The 21,597-nt window shown below is 40.9% G+C and carries 15 protein-coding genes; 7 read left to right on the forward strand and 8 right to left on the reverse strand.

The window, feature by feature from the left end:
- The first annotated feature begins 300 nt into the window (after positions 1 to 300).
- Both M23134_RS29025 and M23134_RS29030 read left to right on the forward strand, forming a co-directional pair.
- Complete coding sequence (locus M23134_RS29025) at positions 301 to 681, forward strand: DUF1987 domain-containing protein (protein WP_002702511.1); 381 nt, start codon at positions 301 to 303, stop codon at positions 679 to 681.
- A 379-nt stretch (positions 682 to 1,060) separates the two neighbouring features.
- Complete coding sequence (locus tag M23134_RS29030; RefSeq protein WP_198145107.1) at positions 1,061 to 3,490, forward strand: TonB-dependent receptor plug domain-containing protein; 2,430 nt, start codon at positions 1,061 to 1,063, stop codon at positions 3,488 to 3,490.
- 33 nt (positions 3,491 to 3,523) lie between these two features.
- Here the strand turns inward: M23134_RS29030 and M23134_RS29035 are convergent, their stop codons facing one another.
- The 5 genes from M23134_RS29035 to M23134_RS29055 all read right to left on the reverse strand — a co-directional run bounded on the left by M23134_RS29035 (position 3,524) and on the right by M23134_RS29055 (position 8,306).
- Positions 3,524 to 4,474, reverse strand: a complete 951-nt coding sequence (locus M23134_RS29035) for a hypothetical protein (protein WP_045114569.1) — start codon at positions 4,472 to 4,474, stop codon at positions 3,524 to 3,526.
- Between the two features lie 212 nt (positions 4,475 to 4,686).
- On the reverse strand, positions 4,687 to 5,232 hold the full coding sequence (locus M23134_RS39090; RefSeq protein ID WP_002702525.1) for a YceI family protein: 546 nt from the start codon (positions 5,230 to 5,232) through the stop codon (positions 4,687 to 4,689).
- Between the two features lie 186 nt (positions 5,233 to 5,418).
- Positions 5,419 to 7,146, reverse strand: coding sequence for a M56 family metallopeptidase (locus M23134_RS29045; RefSeq protein WP_045114570.1), 1,728 nt, complete (start codon positions 7,144 to 7,146; stop codon positions 5,419 to 5,421).
- Between the two features lie 157 nt (positions 7,147 to 7,303).
- Complete coding sequence (locus M23134_RS29050) at positions 7,304 to 7,894, reverse strand: hypothetical protein (RefSeq protein ID WP_157558705.1); 591 nt, start codon at positions 7,892 to 7,894, stop codon at positions 7,304 to 7,306.
- Positions 7,872 to 8,306: a BlaI/MecI/CopY family transcriptional regulator gene (locus tag M23134_RS29055; RefSeq protein WP_002702528.1), complete on the reverse strand. Its 435-nt coding sequence runs from the start codon at positions 8,304 to 8,306 to the stop codon at positions 7,872 to 7,874. The genes M23134_RS29050 and M23134_RS29055 overlap by 23 nt, the downstream gene beginning before the upstream one ends.
- Positions 8,307 to 8,612: 306 nt before the next feature.
- On the opposite strand from M23134_RS29055, the gene porU reads away from it, so the two are divergent.
- From porU to M23134_RS29075, 4 genes are all read left to right on the forward strand, one after another.
- Positions 8,613 to 12,026, forward strand: coding sequence for a type IX secretion system sortase PorU (porU, locus tag M23134_RS29060; RefSeq protein ID WP_002702531.1), 3,414 nt, complete (start codon positions 8,613 to 8,615; stop codon positions 12,024 to 12,026).
- A gap of 216 nt (positions 12,027 to 12,242) precedes the next feature.
- Positions 12,243 to 13,427: a type IX secretion system outer membrane channel protein PorV gene (porV, locus tag M23134_RS29065; RefSeq protein WP_045114578.1), complete on the forward strand. Its 1,185-nt coding sequence runs from the start codon at positions 12,243 to 12,245 to the stop codon at positions 13,425 to 13,427.
- Between the two features lie 486 nt (positions 13,428 to 13,913).
- Entirely contained in the window at positions 13,914 to 15,194 is a 1,281-nt protein-coding gene (locus M23134_RS29070) for a M16 family metallopeptidase (protein WP_045114571.1), read from the forward strand.
- A 202-nt stretch (positions 15,195 to 15,396) separates the two neighbouring features.
- Complete coding sequence (locus tag M23134_RS29075) at positions 15,397 to 15,615, forward strand: hypothetical protein (RefSeq protein WP_002702537.1); 219 nt, start codon at positions 15,397 to 15,399, stop codon at positions 15,613 to 15,615.
- Between the two features lie 125 nt (positions 15,616 to 15,740).
- Here the strand turns inward: M23134_RS29075 and M23134_RS29080 are convergent, their stop codons facing one another.
- Positions 15,741 to 18,494 (reverse strand): AAA domain-containing protein, encoded by a 2,754-nt coding sequence (locus tag M23134_RS29080; protein ID WP_002702541.1) that lies wholly within the window; start codon positions 18,492 to 18,494, stop codon positions 15,741 to 15,743.
- Between the two features lie 252 nt (positions 18,495 to 18,746).
- On the opposite strand from M23134_RS29080, the gene M23134_RS29085 reads away from it, so the two are divergent.
- A complete protein-coding gene (locus M23134_RS29085; protein ID WP_045114572.1) occupies positions 18,747 to 19,271 on the forward strand; it encodes a hypothetical protein in 525 nt (174 codons plus the stop codon).
- Positions 19,272 to 19,520: 249 nt separating this feature from the next.
- On the opposite strand, the gene M23134_RS29090 is transcribed toward M23134_RS29085, so the two are convergent.
- Together M23134_RS29090 and M23134_RS29095 are read right to left on the reverse strand one after the other, a co-directional pair.
- Positions 19,521 to 19,946 (reverse strand): hypothetical protein, encoded by a 426-nt coding sequence (locus M23134_RS29090; RefSeq protein ID WP_002702544.1) that lies wholly within the window; start codon positions 19,944 to 19,946, stop codon positions 19,521 to 19,523.
- A gap of 144 nt (positions 19,947 to 20,090) precedes the next feature.
- Positions 20,091 to 21,290, reverse strand: coding sequence for a vWA domain-containing protein (locus M23134_RS29095; RefSeq protein ID WP_002702546.1), 1,200 nt, complete (start codon positions 21,288 to 21,290; stop codon positions 20,091 to 20,093).
- Positions 21,291 to 21,597 lie beyond the last annotated feature (307 nt).

The raw sequence follows: 21,597 nt of genomic DNA on the forward strand, positions 1-21,597 counted from the left end.
AGTTTGCTTTTTGAATTCCGGTATGTATCGGAGCAAACGCTACAGCTACGAAAAGTTCATAGTCTCGATTGATTGGGGAAAAACTGTTTTTTGTCCATTCCTAAGAGTGTCCTGTAAAAAAACCACATAATTAAACAGCAAGGCATTACTCATTAAACCAGTAATTTGATTCTAAAACCTGAAGACTGGGTACTGGCAGAAAAGTTGTTTCCTGTGTCATTTGCCTGTTTTTAAATAACTTAACTGATTAGGTGAATGAAACTTTTAGATGTTTCATAGACTAAAAGCGCCAAATTAAACATGAAAGATATAGCTATAAAAGGTAATAAGGGAGTGTATTTTATACCTACAGTCAATTTTAACTCAGATACTGGCGTATGTGAAATTATAGGAGAGTCATATCATCAAGATGCTAAAAAATTTTATCGCCCTTTGATTCAATGGGTAGAAGAGTACATTCAGTCTAAACGTCCCATTCGGTTTGACTTCAAACTTACCTACTTCAACACCAATTCATCTAAAGCCTTTCTAAATATTCTCAAAGTTTTGAAAAAATACGCCGATGAAGGTGGGCAGGTAGAGGCCAATTGGTATTACCCTACCGAAGACGACGATATTTTGGAAGAAGCCGAGGATTTTATACAAGAAACCAAGTTGAACATGCACCTTATTGGCTATTGATATCAGCATACTGCTTCTGAGAAGAGACACACATGGGTTCTTTTTTTCATTTACTTTCATCAATCGTCACTATATTTTTGATGCTGTTTTACACCTATAAATAAAGTGAACAGTTTTCGAGTACGCTATGGGTGTCTACTACCAAATCGATCTATCATGGGCTGAAAATAAATGCCTCGTGATAAAATTAATTGTTAGTTGCCTATGAACTGAACTTATTTTTAAATCCCAATTCATTGGGGCAGCTTGCTATGATGAGTTCTAGGGCAAAAACCTATTGCCTGGCCCCTAAAACCCTGTCAGGGCTGTGAACTATTGATCTATATAGTTTTTGTTAATAGAGAGTAAATATTAAATGTGTCTGCATAAGAGAGAGGTAATGAAAAAAATCATTATATGTAGCTTCGCATCATTGCTGTTGAACCTGGCAATTTATGCTCAGTCTGATACCAATCGCCTGAATACTATTCCATTAGATGTATTGAAGGCTCAAGATATTATTGCAGGGCGTGCTTCTACCAATGTAGAGGTTGTTTCTGCGAGTAGGTCGAGCAAAAGAATAAAAGACCTGCCGGTGACTATCCACGTAGTAACTCAAGAAGAAATCCGGAAAAATGGTTATATAACCTTGGTTGACGTTATGAAAGCGGTACCAGGGGTACGAGTATCGCAACCAGGGTCGGGACTCGACGGAGAAACATTTCTTTTTAGGGGGCAAATAGGTAATTATTATACCAAAATACTCATCAATAACATTCCTATCCAACCTAGTGTGGCAGGAGGAATCGCCATTGGAGCGCAACTACCCATTGCTCAGGCGCGGCAAATAGAAATTATTTATGGACCAGCTTCTGCAGTGTATGGGGCTGACGCCATGACTGGAGTCATTAATATTATTACCGACTCTCCCTCTAGTTGCTCATTTGCGCAAGCCAATGTTACTTTAGGTGAATATGGCTACCAACACGTGAATTTTATGGCAGGAGGCAAGGTAGGTAAAAACAAAAACATACTCAAATACACTTTTTATGGCAATCGTGGCAAACGCGATGATCTAAACATTCGCCATAACAAAGAGGTAGAATTGGTAGGGCAGTTGAGTAGTGAGTTTTCATACAAAGGCAATGTATTTAGCCCTCTTCCCCACTTTTTTGCTTCTAAACGTATGTCGAGTGATCAGGTCAACTATTTAAGGTTGCTCAACACCAACCCTGACCAAGTGTTGGATAGTATTCAGGCGACTTACCCTTACTACCAAGGCGATGCAAACAAAGGTTTGGTGAACGCATTGCCCCAGGAAAGCTCGCTGTTTGGCATACAACTGGAATATCGGGATTTTACTTTTAGTTACAATAACCTCTTTCGTAGCAACCACAGTTCTTTGGGCAGAAGCCCCGACATATTTTCTTATGCCCACCCTGACAATTACATAGCCGACCGTATAGAGCGCACTACTTTAAGCTATAACAAAGCCTGGCAACGGTTTGCGCTTACTGTCAATGCGTCTTATCTTAAGTACAGGATGGACGTAGGCTCTACTTATGGAGTAAACTATGCCAGTTTTGCCAGCTCAAGGGCATATACTTACGAGGCTTCCGATGATTTATTTTTTGAAGCGCTAGGCACTTATTCCATCAATAAATACATGGAAGTTACCGCAGGTTTTTCTGCCACTCTTTCAGGCAATTTGCCTCCAGTCAATGAATCCGATACACCTTTTAATCCTAACGACTACCGGGCATTTAGTACTACCCAACGCCCCCCTCATGCCGTTTTTGGGCATTTTGGCGACAATCCCATTTTGCACACTATTACCGGGTATTTTGCCCAATTGCTCTATCAACGCGATAACCTTACACTAATTGCAGGAGTACGCGAAGATGCATCGTCTGAATTTACTACCAATGTAGACTCAGCCAATGTAGTGGGTACTTTTTATCCCAGGGTGGCAGTGTTGTATAAGTTCAGCGATAACCTTTCGGTAAGGGCGTCTTATGGCAGGGCTTTCAAAGCTCCCAGTGCCCGCAATACCTACTCTTCGTTAGCCTTACCTGTAATATTCAATGGCACCAGAGTACCCAACCTGGTACAATACGAACGAGTGCCCAACGAAGATCTATCGCCAGAGTTTGTTACGAGTTATGAGGTAGGAGTACGCTATACACTCAATAGCAATATAGATTTTGACCTGACAGGATACTATAGCCGAATAGATCAGTTAATTACCCAAAGCCTGATTCCATTAGATACTGCCATATACGGTGCCAATGCGGTGTCACAGTTTCAAGCACAGAATAGTTTCCGAACCCGTTCAGCCGTAAATGATGTAAACAGCCGAAGCGATTTGTATGGGCTGCAATTGGCTGTACGCTTGTCCAACCTGTGGCCATTGCTCAAGTTCAATGCCGATGTGTACCTAAATTATGCTGAAGGTTCAGAGGTATTGCCCAACGAAGAAAACGAAGAAATCAGTGTGCCCAGAATGGTGCCTAAGTTTATGGGACAGTTGAACTTTTCAATAGAACCGTTTAAGCATACTTACTTTCGTTTTGAGAATGTCTTTATGACCGATTGGGTAAGGCGTTTTGTCCCCAGAGCGCAAGCCTCAGATTTCAAAATTGCGGGCTATTATAACCTGGACTTTATTGGGCGTTATCAGCTAAGCAAAAACCTGGGCGTATTTCTGAAAATAAGAAATGTATTTGATGCTGAGTACGCAGGCATTGGTTCTGATGGACTAGACGTGGACTTGGTATACAACCCTCAAATGAAACGAAATGTACAGTTTGGTGCTTCTTTTAGGTTATAAAAACAAGCCTTGGTTGGTTTGGGGACAATTTTATTAAAAATTGAACACATACCCTACTGTGTTTACAAATTCGCGTGAAAGTCCATCGGGGTTTTGAGCGCGACGGATCAATCTGAAGCCTACCCCTACTTTAATGGCTGAGCGAGTATTAAACCTAAATCCCATACCTGCCAAATAAGTAAGCGCCAGCCCATCGCTGCCATCTACATTGATGGTGCGTTCTCCCAAAGTGATTTTATCTTGATTGGGACGGTAAATAGCCAACAAACCTGTGTTAAAGTTGATGCGTGAAAAGCGCAAGTTATACTCTACTCTTAACATAAAATCATCACCTCTAAACAGTTTGCGTGACCGAGGGTAGTGCTCAGCCCAGATAAAATTTTCGCTTCCTGCCCATTTGCCCCATAAAAACTGATTATTTACATTATTCAACGCGCGTTGATACCCCGTAGCAATCAACCAATTTCGGCTAATCAGCGAAATTCCGGCAATCAAGTCATACGTGCCTAGGGTGTTTTGGTAATACATAGGCAGTGCCCTGCCTGACTCAGACTGTGCATTGGGAGTGCCTGTAGGTATTTTGGTACCCAGTGTAGCGTTTATCTGAAATTTTTCTTTGTTAACGAGATTGTAACTAAAACTCAACGACACATCACCTATTCCGTGGTTGCTGCCTAAGCGCCCCTGGGCGTATTGATAAGGCAACTTTACCTGTAAATTGGTTTTGTCATTAAAACCTATGTTAAAATCTACAGTATACGCCAAAATAAGGTTATCAAATTTGGTAACGCCCAGATAGTGACTCAGTTCTACCGAGCGTAAACGCAGCCTTATTTTTTGGTTAAAATGTTGATCGGGCTTCATGGCACCCATCGTGCAAAACCCGGCATCGCTACAGCCCTGTGCCTGTAGTTGTGCTGAGGTAGCCCATAAAAAAATGAGTAGCAATCCGTAAAACCGTATGTATTGAATCCTGTTTGACATAATGGGGGCAAGTATATTGAGTTTTGTGCAAAGTAAAGAAATATAGTCAAAAACCAACTTGTTTTATGTTGTTACAACTCAAGTGAAGGAAACGTTGCCTGTGTTGGAAAGAAGATTTTGCCAAAACCACACAAACCCTCCCAAATTACTTGATTTGAGAGGGTTTGTGCGCATGTTGTCAGGCAGTATATTTTCAATCAGGTCTTTGCCTCCTAATCATATTTGGCAATTAAATTAATCTCCACTACATTTTTTCCATCCTTAAACAAGGCCTGAGGTATTTTGATCTGATGATCTTTGGTATTGACCTGAAAACGACTAAAGCAACTGATTTTGTTGTTTTTTACTACGATAGTCGCCGGAATAGAACGCTTTCTCTTTACGCCGTGCATTTTAAGGTAGCCCACCACGGTTACTTTCTGAGGAGAACTAATTTCAAAATTGATCTTTTCTTTTACTTTACCTTTAAAAGTAGAGTGGGGGTATTTGCTGGCTTCGAGGTAGGTTTCGTTAAAAGGTTGCTGCATCACAGGGTTGCTAAAGCGAAACTTATTGGTGGGAATAATGAAAGACACTTCGTTGTTTTTGCGATTAAAGGCAGAAGTCACAGATTTATTGACCGCCTGAATGAGGGCAAGGTTAGAATTTAAAAATAGGGTGACCTGACCTGTGTGAGTGCTATATATTTTTTTTTGTGCTTTGGTGTCATGGACAAGAGTGAGCAAAAAAAAACCAAGCAGGAAAATATGCCTTTTCATGATGGAGTGTAGTTTTAAAAGTATGGAAACATTATCATAGTTTGTTTTACCGTGTCAAGGTAAGATTTGTTCAGAGATTCTACAACTTTATAAAAAAATAGAAGGCTCTTTTCCAGTCAGATAGTAGAATACCCGTTAAGTTCTTTTAACGGGTATGCTTGAACTAATAGTATGAATTATATACGATTAATCATCATTATCGTCCTCATCTTCCAACTCAAACTTGAAGTTCTTCAGTTCTTTTAATGCTTCTTTGAGGTCTTTTTTAAAGTCTTTCAGGTCTATTTTCAAATCCTTTTTTAGGTCTTTTAGATCCACCTTGAGGTTTTTCAATACATCACTGGTTACATCGAGGCTTAGACCAATCACAGGCTTGAGCAAATCGCCCAGGTCAAGTTCGTTTTCAAGGTCAATATTGCTTAGGTCTTTGCTCGTTTTTCGTAAGCTACGTTTAAGATCTTTGCCCATGTTTTTGAGCGATACACTCAGCTCTTTCAGCCCATCCTTTAGGGCTATCCAGTCTTGCCACATACTGTCAGTAGTTGTTTTGTACTTTTTAAATTTCCCTGACTTTATTTTTTTGCCATCTACATACAAGCGTTTTACTTTTCCGGCTTTGTCAAAACGTACCTCATAGTCGGTCCCTTTGATGTTAGCCTCCATTTCTACATAATCATCCTCACTGTCTATTTTTCGGTAATGACGATCTTTGTGGTGAGAATATTTATTTAAACGGCGCATTTTGCTGGTTTTTTTACCCGGGGTATCCACTACTGCGGCAAGCAAGGCTAACTCTTCCTTTATTCTTTGTTTTACCATTTCCTTGATAAGGACTTTGGGCGGAGTGGATAGGTTTGTTACCTGCTGACTACTAGTAGAGGCTGGTTTTACTGCCTTGCCTGAGGCCAACTGATGCGCTACCAAAGCACTACTGCTCAAGGCAACACTTTGCCCAAACGATACCTGGCCGAACCCAATGCCCAGGCAAGCCAACATAGGCAATATGAGGGCGTATTTCCAATAGATTTTTCGATACATGGTTTTCTTGGTCATCATATTTACTCTTTTTTTAATTTGCGATTGAACTAAACGGTTTCCCAAAGTAAACTGAGGCACACTGCCCAAACTTTGGCTAAGTAACAACATGGCATAACTGTGGGCGTCTTGCTGTTTGATCACCGCCCGATCGGCTACAAACTCGTGATTTTCACGCAAGGCATTCCGCCACCAGTACACTACTGGGTTGTACCAAAACACCGCACAAAACAACTCCATCAACAGGACATCTATAGTATGTTTTTGTTGAATGTGCGCTGCTTCGTGGGCAATAACTTGTGCTCTTTGTTCGGGAGTAAGTTTTAGGGTATTGTCCCAAAACAAATAGTTGAAAAACGACAGCATGGGCAACTTACCATAAGTAAACACTACTTTGTAATGGTTTTGTGGCATTACTTGGGCACCTGCAACGACCCGTATGATGCGCACCAACCGATAGGTAAAAAGTGTTAGACACACCACTACTCCTGCAATGTACAGCCCTAGCCATGTGTTCCACCAATTGATTGAAGGAGTAGTAGCCTTGGTTGTTGTCTGGTGGGTTGTTTTACCAGAAGCTTGATGCTGAGTTGTTAGAAGTAATTTTTTATTATGAACAACAGAGGTAGTTGTTTTTTTGGAGGCAACCACTGGAGAGCTTACTGCAAGCGGTTGCCACTGTCTTATATGAATTGGCACCGATTTTTTTGGCAACTTGATGTGTAACAATGGTACCGCAAGTGCCACTCCCAAGCCTATCAGCAAATAGGCACGGTTTAAGTGAAAACTCGTCTCTTTTTTTAAGAAGATGAGATAAAAAGCATATAAAAACAACAAGCTTAGGTTTACTTTTATAAGGTATATTATCCAATCGTTCATGGTATTCAATGGTTTTTTAATAAAATAGTAGTGGGTGGCATAAGCCACGGCAGGTAGTCAGCTACAAGTAAGGCTAACTATTTTATAGTGTGATAGTTACACCTATTTATTAAATGTGTTTAATTCTGCTTCGGCGCTCAATACTTGGCGAAATATTCTAATCGTCATTGAGGCTTTTTACCAGCTCACTAATATTTTTAAGCAATTCCTTTTCGTGCTTGTCTAAGTCTCTGGTATCTATATTTTTGAGTTCGTGGTTCAGGTTTTTCCTAAGCTCTTTGCCCAGCTCTTTCTTAAGCTTTTTTAGTTTTCTTTTGAGCGCTGGTAAATCCTCCTTTTTCCATTCCTGAATTCCCTTATTGAGTTCTTTTACCAAGGTTTCCTTGAAATCTTTCTCAAAGTGCTCCCCCATTTTTTCAAACTCTTTGCCCATTTGCTCAAACTCCTTTCCTAACCTTTCTAAATCGGCTGTATTTTCAATCGTAATCTTTTCGCCATTGAGGTCAACATCCAATCTGAAGTTTTGCTCGCGTTGACGTTCAACTTCTTCTTCTTGCTGTTGTTGAAGGGCTTCCAGTCGTTCTTGTTGACTTACTTGAGCAATCGCTGATTCGTTGTCATTGTGCGAACCAAACAGGGGGCTTCGCTGCAAAAGCCAACCCGCCAGAATAACCAAGGGAATTACTAAAAAATATCGGGCAATGTCACGCTTTGGCTCAGCGTGGTTATTTCTTTCTTTCATCATCATTTTTTTGTTTAAGGTTCTTGTCTATATCTTCCAAAATATCTTCAATGTCTGATATGTCCACGTTTTTGTCTTTGGCAAAAAATGACGCCAAACGAGCAAAAGATCCTCCGAAATAATCAGTCATGAAGCGGTCTAACCAAAAGCTGGTATACTCTTCTTTTTTTACCAATGGCTCATAACGATAAGTGTTGCCAAAAGTCTGGTGTGTGACAAAACCCTTTTCTTCAAGCAACCTTACTATAGTAGACACTGTACTGTAGGCGGGTTTGTTTTTGCCAGGCGCCACGGGTATATCGGCAATGATTTCTTTGATAAAAGCTTTTTCCAGTTTCCACAAAACTTTCATTACCTGTTCCTCTGCCTTGGTGAGTTGCTTGCTTTTTTGTCCTTTATTTTTCGCGTTTTTTTTCATTGATATTTTTAGTAGACGTGACTATATTTTTAAAACTTGTTTTATAAAACTAAAATCTCCAACTAAGTTTTTAAAACTTCTGCTCAAAAAAATATTCCTGATACAGGAACTAAAATGTTTGACAACAAGTATTTTTGTAAAAACAAACGTATTGATGAAAGGGCGCTTAGGTTTACATCATCAATGACACTTGCCCCATGGCAAGGGTTGCATAAATGAATGCCGTAAAAAATAGTTTTGACTGGATCATCGCTTAAATTGCTGAAAGCCAGCACAATAAAAAAAATAATAATTTAGCAAACACCTATGAAATATATCACTTCACTTATTTTTGCCTGCCTGCTGCTTTTTCAACACCCTACCCAGGCACAAAATTTTGCCTCCTCGTCGGTGTTGGGTACAGGTACTTGGTATAAAATAGGTACTACCCAACAAGGTATTTATAAAATAGACTATAATTTTTTGAAAGATGCTGGAGTAGATGTAGATAACATTAACCCCCGAAACATACAACTGTATGGCAATGTAGGGGGCATGTTGCCTCAATCCAATAGTGCTTCCCGTGTAGACGATCTGCAGGAAAACTCAATATGGGTAGCGGGGCAAGACGACGGGAACTTTGACGCCAATGATTATATTTTGTTTTATGCCCAGGGAGCCGTAGAGTGGACCTATAACGCCACCAACAAACTATTTGAACATACCCAAAATATTTATTCTGATTCAGTGTTTTGTTTTTTGACTATAGGCAGCAATGAGGGCAAAAGGGTACAGTCACAGGAAAACCTAAGTGGTACTACCCAAACCCTGACTACTTACGACGACTATCAAGTATATGAAAAAGACGAACGAACTATTTTGGAACAAGGTTCAGGCAGAGAATGGTACGGCGAAGTTTTTGATTTTGAAACGAATCAGAGCTTTACTTTTGACACTCCTGGTTTGTTAGCCAATGCCCCGCTTACACTTACTTCTTTTGTGATGGGGCGTTCAGCATTGGACACCAAGTTTTCTGTATCGCTCAATGGTGTTACTTTGGGTACTCAGTCAATAGCTGCCCAACCCACGGGCACTTATGATGTAAAAGGGATCAACAATGTAAGGGACTTCACCCTGAACACCAGCCAACTATCCGGATTGAGTCAATTAACCATTGACCTGTTGTACGATAAAAACGGAGGAAGCTCCTCAGGTTATTTAAATTACCTGCGGGTAAATTATCAACGGCAATTACAGCTATATAATAACCAAACTACCTTTAGGGCTATAGCCAGCCTGGAGCAACCTTTGACTGCTTTTTCGGTAGCCAACGTGGGCAATGGTGCCATTGTTTGGGATATTAGCAACCCATTACACCCTGTAAACCAACCTTATACCTTAAGTGGGAGCAATGCGGTGTTTGGAGCAAGTACTGCCACTGCGTTGAAACAATTTGTGGTTTTTCAGGGCAGTGATTTTCCCACCCCTGAGTCGGTACAAACACTGCCCAACCAAAACCTACATGCTTTGCTCCCTACCAATTTGGTGATTATTGTCCCAGAAGTGTTTTTGAGCGAAGCCGAACGCCTGGCCGCCTTTAGGCGCACCAATGATGGTTTGAGCGTGACTGTAGTCAAACTTTCCCAGGTTTACAATGAGTTCTCGTCGGGCAAACAAGATGTAACTGCTTTGCGCGATTTTGCCCGAATGCTTTACCTGCGCGATTCTCAAGTATTTAAGTACCTGTTGCTGTTTGGCGATGCCTCTTTCGACTATAAAGATCGAGTAGCAAACAATACCAATTTTGTCCCTATCTATGAATCGCGCGAATCGTTGCATCCTATATTGAGTCATTCTTCCGACGATTATTTTGGGTTTCTTGAAGCAAGTGAAGGCGAATGGACAGAAACCTCTTTGGGCGACCACACGCTGGAAATTGGCATTGGGCGCTTGCCCGTAAAAACACTCGAAGAGGCAGCTAATGTAGTAACTAAACTCATTGGGTACGCCAATAACCAATCTAATTTGGGGAGTTGGCGTAACCGGGTGGTGTTTGTGGCAGACGATGGCGATGTAAATATTCACCAATTAGATGCAGATGTGCTTGCCGAAGACATTAGAAACAACCATAAGAACTTCAATGTGAGCAAGTTGTTTTTAGACGCGTTCGAGCAAGTATCTACCCCCAACGGCGAGCTTGCTCCCACGTTGAAAGAAGCCCTTACCCAAAATGTAGAAAAGGGAGCCCTCATTGTAAACTATACCGGACACGGCGGGGAAATTGGCTGGGCAGAAGAAAAGCTGCTGAATGTGCCGCAAATCAATGATTGGGAAAACTACCATAACCTCCCTTTGTTTGTAACGGCTACTTGTGAGTTTGGGCGTTATGACGACCCCTTGAGGGTGGCAGGTGCCGAATATATTTTGCTCAACCCCAAAGGCGGAGGCATTGGGCTCATTACTACCACCCGGCCGGTGTATTCGAGCACTAATTTTTTATTGAGCAAAGCTTTTTATGCTGAAGTGTTTAAACCCATTGACGGAGCAATGCCTCGTTTGGGTGACCTAATGATCAAGACCAAAAACAACAGCTTGAATGGAGCCATTAATCGTAACTTTGCCTTACTGGGCGATCCATCATTACGATTGGCTTATCCTAAACATAAAGTGGCCGTGACTAAAATAACCAATGCCAATACGGGGCAAGTAGTGAATACCATAAGTGCGCTGGACAAAGTGACTGTAGAAGGGGAGGTGACAAATGCGCAAGATATTTTGCTCGATGGATTTGAGGGAGTACTAGACATTACCATATTTGACAAAGCGCAAGAGCTAACCACCCTGGGAACCGAGAGTAGCCGTATTCAGTTTAAGGCACAGAACAACAAAATATTTGTGGGTAAGGCCAGTGTGAAGGCAGGTAAGTTTACTTTTACCTTCATTGTACCCAAAGACATTGATTATAAGTTTGGAGAAGGGAAGTGGAGCTTTTATGCCCAGGCAAACGATGGAGTCAATGATGCCCAGGGAGCCAAAACCGATGTAATCATTGGTGGCACCAGTGCTTCTATTACCCCCGACGATACCCCCCCGGCTATTACTCTGTTTATGAACGATGAAACTTTTGTGAATGGGGGTGTGGTACAGCCATCGGCTACTTTGATTGCCAAATTGAGCGACGAAAATGGGCTGAACATTGCCCAAACCGGAGTAGGACACGAAATGACGGCGGTGTTGGATGGTGACCTGGAAAACCCTTGGATTCTGAACGATTTTTACGAAGGTAACCTGGACACTTATCAAGAGGGGGTAGTGCAATACCCTGTACGTGACCTTGCCAAAGGGAAGCATACGGTAGTAGTAAAAGTGTGGGACACCCACAACAACTCAAGCGAAGCAAGCATCGATTTTGTTGTAACCGACAATGCTGTAATGGCAATAAACGAGGTAATGAATTATCCCAACCCATTTAATCAGGCGACTACTTTTCGTTTTGACCACAACCGGGCGGGTGAAGCCCTCGAAGTAACCATTCAGATTTATAACCGCAATGGACAACACGTAAAAAAACTGCAATACACTACCAGCAAGGCGCTGACTCGTTTTGAGGGAGTGTGGGATGGCTTGGACAAACAAGGCAAAAAAATACCTCAAGGAGTGTATGTATACAAGATCACGGCACGTTCTGTTACCGATGGTGCCGAAGAGTTTGTTGTGCGAAGGTTAGTAGTGTTAGATTAGCACCAACTTACCAATAACAAGTTCACAAACAGCAAAGTACACGGCTTTATCCCTGATAATTTTATAACAAATATTAGCGACTAATTAACTTTAGGGGGGAATAAAGGCATAAAACCCCCTGAGAAAAGTATACAAAAAGTATACATGTCATCTTTTTGCCTAAAATTCCCAACAAAAAAAGTATATTTGCAAAAGTATTATAAAAACCAAATCACAATGAAATTTCATAGACGTGTAGTTTTATTAGTGGCTGCCTTTATGGTAGCTTTGGGTTCTTCCCAATCATTTAGTCAGACAGCCGCATTTATAGGGCAAGATACAGTGTCAAGACCCATCACCACTGCTGTACCTTTTTTATCTATTTCACCTGATGCCCGCGCTGCTGGTATGGGAGATGTAGGAGTAGCTACTACTGCTGATGTAAACAGTATTTATTGGAACCCGGCAAAGCTGGTTTTTGCCGAAGGCAAAATAGGTGCTTCCCTTTCTTTCACTCCTTGGTTGCGTAAGCTCGTAAACGACATGTCGTTGTCTTATTTGTCTGCCTATTACAAACTGGATAACCGTCAGGCATTTGGTTTTTCACTAAGATATTTCAATTTAGGTAGTATTCAGTTTACCGATAATCAAGGGGGGATAATCCGTGATTTTGTGCCCAACGAACTAGCAGCTACCCTGACCTACTCACGTAAACTTTCTGAAAAGCTAGGGGTAGCAGTAAGTGGACGCTATATTCACTCCAACCTTTCGGCCGATTTGATTTTGGCGAACCAACAAGAAACCAAAGCTGGAAACACAGTCGCTGCCGATATAGCTGTATTTTACAAAACCGATTTGACGGTAAGTGGAATGGAGTCAAACCTGGCTTTTGGGGCAAACATTTCTAACATTGGTGCCAAAATCTCTTATACCAACAAAAACGAAAGAGATTTTATTCCTACCAACCTTCGTTTAGGTTCTGCTTTTACTCTGAACATCGACGAATTTAATAAATTTACCGTTGCTTTAGACTTTAACAAGTTAATGGTACCCACTCCACCTCAGGTAGACAGCCAAGGAAACATTATCTCTGGTACCAGCCCTCGCGATAAAACTTTGTTGAGTGGTATGTTTGGATCATTTGCTGATGCCCCAGGAGGTTTTAGCGAAGAACTGAAAGAATTTATCATTGCTACCGGAATAGAGTATTGGTACAACGATTTATTTGCGGCTCGTGTAGGGTATTACAACGAACACGCTCAAAAAGGTGATCGTAAGTACTTTACTGTAGGGGTAGGTCTGCGTTATAAAAAACTTGGTTTTGATGCAGCTTATTTGCTACCACAAAGAGAAACCAACCCATTGGCAGAAACACTTCGCTTCTCAATTTTGTTTAACCTGGGTGGCAAAGACAAGAAATAGTTTATTACAAAGTACAGGAAAAACTTACCTGAACCCTTCTCCGTTTGGAGAAGGGTTTTTTATTTGCTTAATTTAGAATTACAATACTCCGCAGTGATTTTAGTCAAAGTTGATTATCAGTCTATTATAAATTTAAAAACCATTTAACTGCGTGTTTAGGCATACGCCCCAACGCCCTTTTAAAAATAAAGCGAGTACACAATTTTTACATACACCGCTGATTAACTTCGTTGAGCTCACAAGTTCGGTTTACAGATATTAATTGAGTAAATATTTACTCGAATCCGCTATGGATTTTTAACTAATAAATCCATAAGCCACTGAAAATAAGCATACTATGAATTTGTTAGTTGTTTATAGAGCAGGGTGTAGCTTGCGACTTGTCGCTTAAAGCTTGCCCCTGTGGGTGCTACGGACTATTGAAATTAAGCACCTGAAGATAAGCCGTGTGTTAGAATCATCAGACGAGTACAAAAACGACGAACTATGTTAGACAGATCACAACCCCCCGCCTTTCACGTTGCTGACAAGGTGCCTATATTGCAAGCCAAGACCCAATACCTCGACAATGGCATACCTGTACACTTGATCAACGCCGGAGGGCAGCCAGTGCTTAGGGTGGAGCTATTTTTTAAAGCAGGGGCTTTGATTGACCCTAAACTTGCGACCTCATTTTTTGTAATCAAGATGTTGCGTGAGGGTACAAGTACCCGCAATACGCACCAAATAAGCGAATATATTGATCAATACGGAGCGTTTATCGAATTTAAACCAGGGCCTGATCGTATAGGAGTTATTGTATACACCTTGTCGAAGTACCTCGATAAGTTGTTGGTTTTAATTACAGAATTGCTCAACGAAGCTACTTTTCCTGAAAAAGAACTGGATAGTTTTAAGAACATTACTCGCCAAAACCTGCTGCTTAACCTTAAGCGTAATGGTTTTAGGGCGTCACGCAAAATGAGTCGAGTATTGTTTGGCAGACACCCCTATGGGTTAGACCTAACCGAAGCCGCTATAGATGAAGTAAGCCGCGAAGATTTGCAGGGGTTTTACCATAAATACATTAAAAACAACCCTTGTGATATTATTGTGTCGGGTGATGCCAACGAGGAGGTGCTCAAGGTGCTGAACAAATATTTTGGTGGGATCAACTTGTCAGAGTTTTTACTGCACCCGCCCAAGGTAGTGCCTACCCCAATGCCTTCAGAGCAACAGTTGCATTTAGACGTCCGCGAAAATGCTACCCAGTCGTCTATACGTATGGGAGGGCTCATATTTACCAAAAGCCACCCCGAATACTCCAGGTTCATCATTCTCAATGAAATTTTTGGCGGCTATTTTGGCTCACGACTAATGAGCAACATCCGCGAAGATAAAGGCTATACTTATGGTATTTATGCCAGGGTAGCATTGCTGGAACAAGCAGCTTATTACGGTATTATGACCGATGTACGCAAAGAGTTTACCCAACATACTATAGACGAAATTCATAAAGAATCGAAGCGCATGCGCACTGAACTGGTGCCCGAAGAAGAGCTGAGCCTTGTAAAAAACTATATGTCAGGCACACTTACCAGCACCATTAATTCCCCTTTTGCCCTTGCTGATGTGTTCAAAGGGTTGCACTTTCACGGGTTGGACTATAGTTTTTACGACAATTACTTTGAAGTACTTAAAAACATTACCCCAGAAGACTTGATGGAACTAGCCAATAAATATTTGCGTACCGAAGAAATGTATGAGATAGTAGTAGGAGGGAAGTAAGGTACTTGATAATGAGTGATTTATAAAATACCTTAGTTGGTTATTTGATTATAGCAGTTATGTTGTATAAGGTATAGATGAGTGTTAGTATTTGGATTTTTTAGTGAATTACCGAATTATATTGCGTATATTAGGGTTTTTGGTTTGTGATTTGCATATATCATAACCTATTCATCTTTGTTAAATTTAAGTTTACTTCGCTATGTTGACTAATAATAATCATACTATACTCAAAGATCAATCATTTGATGCTCATTACCGTGTTTTAACCATTCGTATGCAAAAGGCCGTAAGTCCTCAGGAACTTAAACCAACTTTGCGCAAGATTGTAGAAGAAGAATTGAGAGGAAATTATGAAATGGAAAAATATGAAACCTATACAAAAACCATGTATAGAGTGGCGGCTGTCAGAAAGCCGTAGTTTGATATAAGCTCCTCCAACCAGTCTTGTGCTTTTCCTTTCTTTGCCCATTGTTTAGGTGCCTCCAAAAATGATTTTTTCCTTAAAACCTCTAATTAGACCCTTAAAACAGCTTCATAAGGCAGTTATTTTAACTTTCTAAGTGTAGCTTCAATCACCTCTATACATTTTGCCTGGTCGTATTTCCAGGTAAGGTAAGGGAGAGGAACAATGGGCACACCAGCCCTGCTTAATATCTTATAACGTTCTAGTGTAAATGCATTTTCGTAAATACCTGGAAACCCTATCAGGTTGATACCCATTGTTTTATGTTTGTCTTGTACCACAATGTCAATGTCGAGCCCGGCAATAGGGTAAGAACGAAAGCAATGATACTTTAGTGACTGTAGTGCCGTTTCTACCTCATCGGCAAAAGTACAATGAGCTCCTGACGGATCATAGTTACGGCTGAAGTTTTTTTCCTCATCTACCACATAGCTTAAGTACTGCTTAAGCAAAGTTTGGTTTTTTAACTCTTGAGGGGCGGCCGAAGTAACTACAAACTGCTTGGCACGGGCGCGGGTAATTGCTACATTAAATAAGTCCTCTTTGTTGATGTGTACAAACGAGCCACTTGCCGAGTGTTGATCTACTACAAATGAGATAAACATCATGTCGCGCTCTTCTCCTTGAAACGAGTGCGCAGTGCCCACCATCAGGTTATGTTTTTTGAGCGAGGCCAGTGAAATTTCCTCTGAAATACGCTTGGTCAAATAGTCAACCTGTGCCCTAAATGGTGACAGCACCCCTATACTGTGACAAATGTCTTTTGATAAAATTTGCTCGTTTTCAACAGTCTTTTTTATGCGGGCAATAATCATCTCCGACTCTCCTTCATTGTAACCTTTGGGGCTGCGTTCTCCTTCATTGGTCAATAGTTGCAAACTTTTCACCCTTTCATTATGAGGGGTTTGGGTCATAAGGTTGAGCCTGTTTTGATAAAAAAACTTGTTACTAAAATTGATGATTTCAGGCAAGCTACGGTAGTGTTCATCCAAAAACGTGATGGCATCCTGGGTTTCTATAGAGCCATTTACTGCATCCAGAACACTTTGATTTCGGTAGTCAAGATCAAAAACGGTTTCATTGTCTAAATGATGTTGCTTACGTAAAAAATTTTGCCTGGCCTCTGACAAAAACGATACATGGCGCAATTGCGAAGGGTCACCCACAATGACCACCCTTTTGGCACGCTGCAAAATCGCCAAACAACTGGCAATGTCACACTGCGAAGCTTCGTCAATAATGGCCACATCAAACATATCTTGGCGAAGCGGCAACACATTGCTCACGTCTGAAAGGTTAACCAACCAAATAGGAAAAGTACTTAGTATAGTGTCAAAATCGATGCTGTCAAAAAGCTGTGCTTGTTTGTGCCCTTTGCGTGCCTTGATAGCCTTCAGGAAATTACTCAGGTCTTTGCGTTTAAACCTGATTACATCTACTAATTTAAGTTGGTAGCCCAAGTGAATATACTCTTTCAGTAGTTTAGTACGCTGTGCCAGCAATCCCTCAAGCTTCGACACCAGTTCCCAGTGAATAGGACGTTCAGTGCTTTTATTGCGTATTCGGTTGGTTTTAAAGTTGACAATCCAGCGCTTGATTAGGTTTTTTGCCTGGTTGTTGGCAGCAATAAAGTTTCCCCATTTTATCTCCTCATTTACTCTTTGGTCAAACAATACCTCAAGGGCTTGTATTTCTTGCTCAATGGTTTGCAAACGGTTACCCATTTGTTGGTACTTCTTTTTTGCTTCGGGCACCTGACCAGGGTCAGGAATACCAATGCCACTCAGAATATTCTTAATATACAGTTTAAGGTCTTTCATGTACTGGCTTTTACCGCCGCGAATTACCCCATTTTTAAACCCCAGTTGTTGTTCTATTTTATCACCTACTACATCTACAGCATGATTCATTTGCGAGGCAATCAACACCGACTCGCCCCTGGTGAGGTGGTCAGTAGCAAGGGCAGCTATAGTATAAGTCTTGCCCGTGCCTGGTGGTCCTACTACAATGCTTAGCGGGTGACATTGTGCCATAGCCAATACTTTTTTCTGGGCTTTGCTGAGCACCGAGGGCACCAGCGATGGCTTAGGAGGAGGGTAGTGGGCGGGAGGAGCTTCACCAAACAATGCCTTGAGCGCACTCGAAAACTGATCACTATTGCCAATGAGCCCTAGTTCATTGATTACTCCACGGGTCGTGTTTGAGCTCATCATAACACCTGCGGCACTGGCTGGCACCAAGCGCAGTATTTTCGATTTTATCAATTTTTTGAGCGCTTCTTCGGTCAGTAAATCTTCTGGATAGCGATACATTTCCTCAAAATTTACCTCAGTCCAATATTTTTTGAGCACATCTGTCAATTCTTTGGCTTCGGTAAAAGTGATGGCTTCTTGTGGAATTTGCTTAAAAATCTCTTCCACATTATGATCTGGTTGGTTGAGCATTGCCAACAAGGGATAGTTTACTTGCTGTTTGCTAAAGTCTATTTTTACATAATAATCTTCTTTTTTTTTGACTAATTCGGCGGGGTAATAAAGCAAGGGAGCGCAAAGTTTTCGGGGTCCAATGTGTTCGTTGGGGTTATGACCCGTTACAAAAAAAGCAAAGTAATACAGCGATTTTTCCCGCTGATAAAGTTGTAGTTCTTTTTCGATGTGCTGTGCTTTGTCAAGCGGGATATATTCCTGAGGAAGATTTTGATTGAGCAATTGCTCTTGTTTGTCAGTAACGTTTTTATGCTCTATTTTTTTATCAAAAAGATTCCAAACAGTAGCCTCGCGCTGGTCTGCCTGATAACAATCTTTAAAATAATGAACCAGTTGTTGTATTCTCATAGTTTGATTTTTACCTCACTATCAAATATACTATTTTCATTCTAAATTACCATCAAAGCCTTAAGACCACTGAGGTTATTTACTTTTTCTTGACGCGCCTGGTCATATAAAGCAATGCCATCATAGCGGTTAAAAATCCTAATCCAATAAACGAAAAAAAATCCATAATTGACCTGTTAGTAAAAACGAAAAAACAAAGCCCTAAAGTTTAATAGAAATAGAACCTTCTTGTCAAAAACAGGCATTGTATGTATGTTTCAAGGCATCCCATTTGCCCCATTTATCCGTTTCTCTACCCATAGCTATTGGGTAAGCCAATTACTGGCGTGCCGAACAAAAATGCTTGTGAGGGAGTTTACTAAGTCTATGAAGTTAAAAGAGTTAAGAAATACTCGCCCCCCCAAAGCATTGAAAAAATACAGTCAAGACGAATATCAGGTAATATGGATTGGGGATTATTGGGATGCTCCCATGACAGGAATACTACAAATAGCCACGCAGTTTTTTTGGTTTGAACTCATCAAAGAAAACTGGACTCAGGACGATTGGTTCAGGCGATACGCTATTGTAGAGCTTTCAACCGAGCAACTAGAGAGGGAGTGGCAGGTACACGAAGATTTTCAGCGGTATGTGGGCATTCATTGGGACGTAAATATGGTAAAACCCCCACCAGTATTTGTGGCAAATAAGCAAGACATCTTTTACGAAACTCACCTGACATATATCAATTCTAACCCTTTTGAAAACAACGAAGTAGTGGGTTGGTTTGAGCGTTGAGGATAGTTATAGCTTCAAGTTTTTTCTGAGCCTTTAGCTTTTTCTTGAACTACAATTGACTTTTATCCTTTAGCTTTTTCTTGAACTACGATTGGCTTTTATCCTTTAGCTTTTTCTTGAACTACGATTGGCTTTTATCCTTTAGCTTTTTCTTGAGCTACGATGAGCTTTAGCCTCGCTTCGCGCTAATTCGTAATTCGTAATTCGTAATTCTCAAATTCGTAATTAGTCTATTCGTAATTAAAAAAATCACTTCTTCATTTGCTGTGCTACCAAATACCCAAATTGGTACAAGTGTTGGTGAAAGTGTTGTACACAACGTTCACGGATGTTACTGACGTGTAACAGGTGATATCTGTCCATTTCGAGCAAACAGTGTTTTTTGCCTTGAGTATAATAATAAATGCCGTTGCGGTCCCAAAAATAGCGGACTTGCACCCCATAAATCATAAAGTCAACAAAAGGATCATCCAGTTTACCACTGCATCCGGTGTGCTCACGCAACGTCAACAGTTCCACAAACAATATCCGCAACGCCTGATCTGGAGGCATTGCTACTACGTTTACCATCAGTTGGAAGGCAAGCTCTATATTGGCAGGTTGCTGGGTATAAATCAACGACCGTATCTTGTTTATTTGCTCATGGTCAGTTTTATCTTCGTCTTTAGCAGTCATAAGTAGTAGAAATTTTTTAGGTGCCAGCGACTGGATGTTCTTTAATGAGTAACCCTCACTCGTTTTTCTTGTATTTGCAAATTGGCAACGAGCCAATAGCACTACAACCCTCCAACCTATAAATGAAGTTAAAAAAGCCAATGACTAACCCTCAAACTTAAGCTTTTTATCCTTGAGCCCTCGCATTGCCTGCGTAAGCCCATCCAGCGTAAGCGGATACATTCGGTCTTTCATGATCTCCTTGATTTGTTCAATAGACGGGGTATACTCCCAGTACTTATGATCGGTAGGGTTGAGCCAGATATAATTTGGATAGTTCTCTTTCAGGCGTTCGAGCCAAACCTTGCCCGATTCTTCATTATAATGCTCTACACTACCATATTGTGCGGTTACCTCATAAGGTCCCATAGTGGCGTCACCCACCAAAATCACCTTATAGTCTTTATTGTATTTATTGAAAATCTCATAAGTGGGAATGCGTTCTTCATGACGACGGCGGTTGTCTTTCCAGACGTATTCGTACAGGCAATTATGAAAATAATAAAACTCAAGATGTTTGAACTCATACTTGGCAGCAGAGAAAAACTTCTCGCACAAATGAATATAACTATCCATAGACCCCCCAATATCAAACAAAATCAACACCTTCACATTGTTCTTTTTTATAGGTACCATTTCCAGGTCTAGCCAGCCCCCATTTTTAGAAGTTTTTTTAATGGTAGTATTAATGTCCAGCTCATCCTGCACCCCCTCACGAGTCAATATACGCAATCGGCGCAAAGCCATCTTCATATTACGGGTGTTAAGCTCTACATTGTCGTCCAGGTTTTTGTAAGTACGTTTGTCCCACACCTTGGTCGCCCTCCCGTGTCGTCCCTCTTTTTGCCCTATACGCACCCCCTCAGGGTTGTAGCCATTGGCGCCAAACGGCGAAGTGCCCATAGTACCTATCCAGGTGTTGCCCCCTTGGTGTCTTTCTTTTTGTTGCTCCATCAATTCTTTAAAACGTTCCATTAACGCTTCTAGTCCCCCCATTGCCTCAATTAGGGCTTTCTCTTCTTCGGTAAAATCGCGTGCCCCCAGGTTCTCCAGCCACTCTTTCGGAATTTCTACCAACTGTTCGATACTTTGGTTGTGTACCCCTTGCATAAACAAACCAAACAGCTGATCAAACTTATCGAGGTTTTTCTCATGTTTGACCAATATAGACCTACTTAAGGCATAAAAATCATCTACGTTGTATTCAATGACTCCCTTACTTAGTGCTTCAATCAAGGTCAGGTGTTCTCTCAGGCTTACAGGTAAACCGTTGTTTCTCAGAAGATAAAAAAAGTTGATGAGCATATTTTAGTGGGTTTAATATCAAATATTATCTATGCGGTGGTATAGTACAATAGTCCATAGTATTTAGTCGGTAGCTGATTCGAGTAAATGTTTACCTTGTTAAATGCTGTAAACCAGTATTTTATATTAAGATTGCTTACTCAATTTATTTTTAAAAGTGTGTCGGTTTTACGCCCAAACACCCAATTAAATAGTTTTTAAATTCGTAAATAACTGAGAACCAGCAAACAACTTTGACTAAAATCACTGCGGAGTATTGATAGTAAACACAGTCGTTGAATACTATTGTATAAACGAAGCTTTTGGC

Origin of the sequence: Microscilla marina ATCC 23134 (assembly GCF_000169175.1) — a bacterium.
GTDB lineage: Bacteria > Bacteroidota > Bacteroidia > Cytophagales > Microscillaceae > Microscilla > Microscilla marina.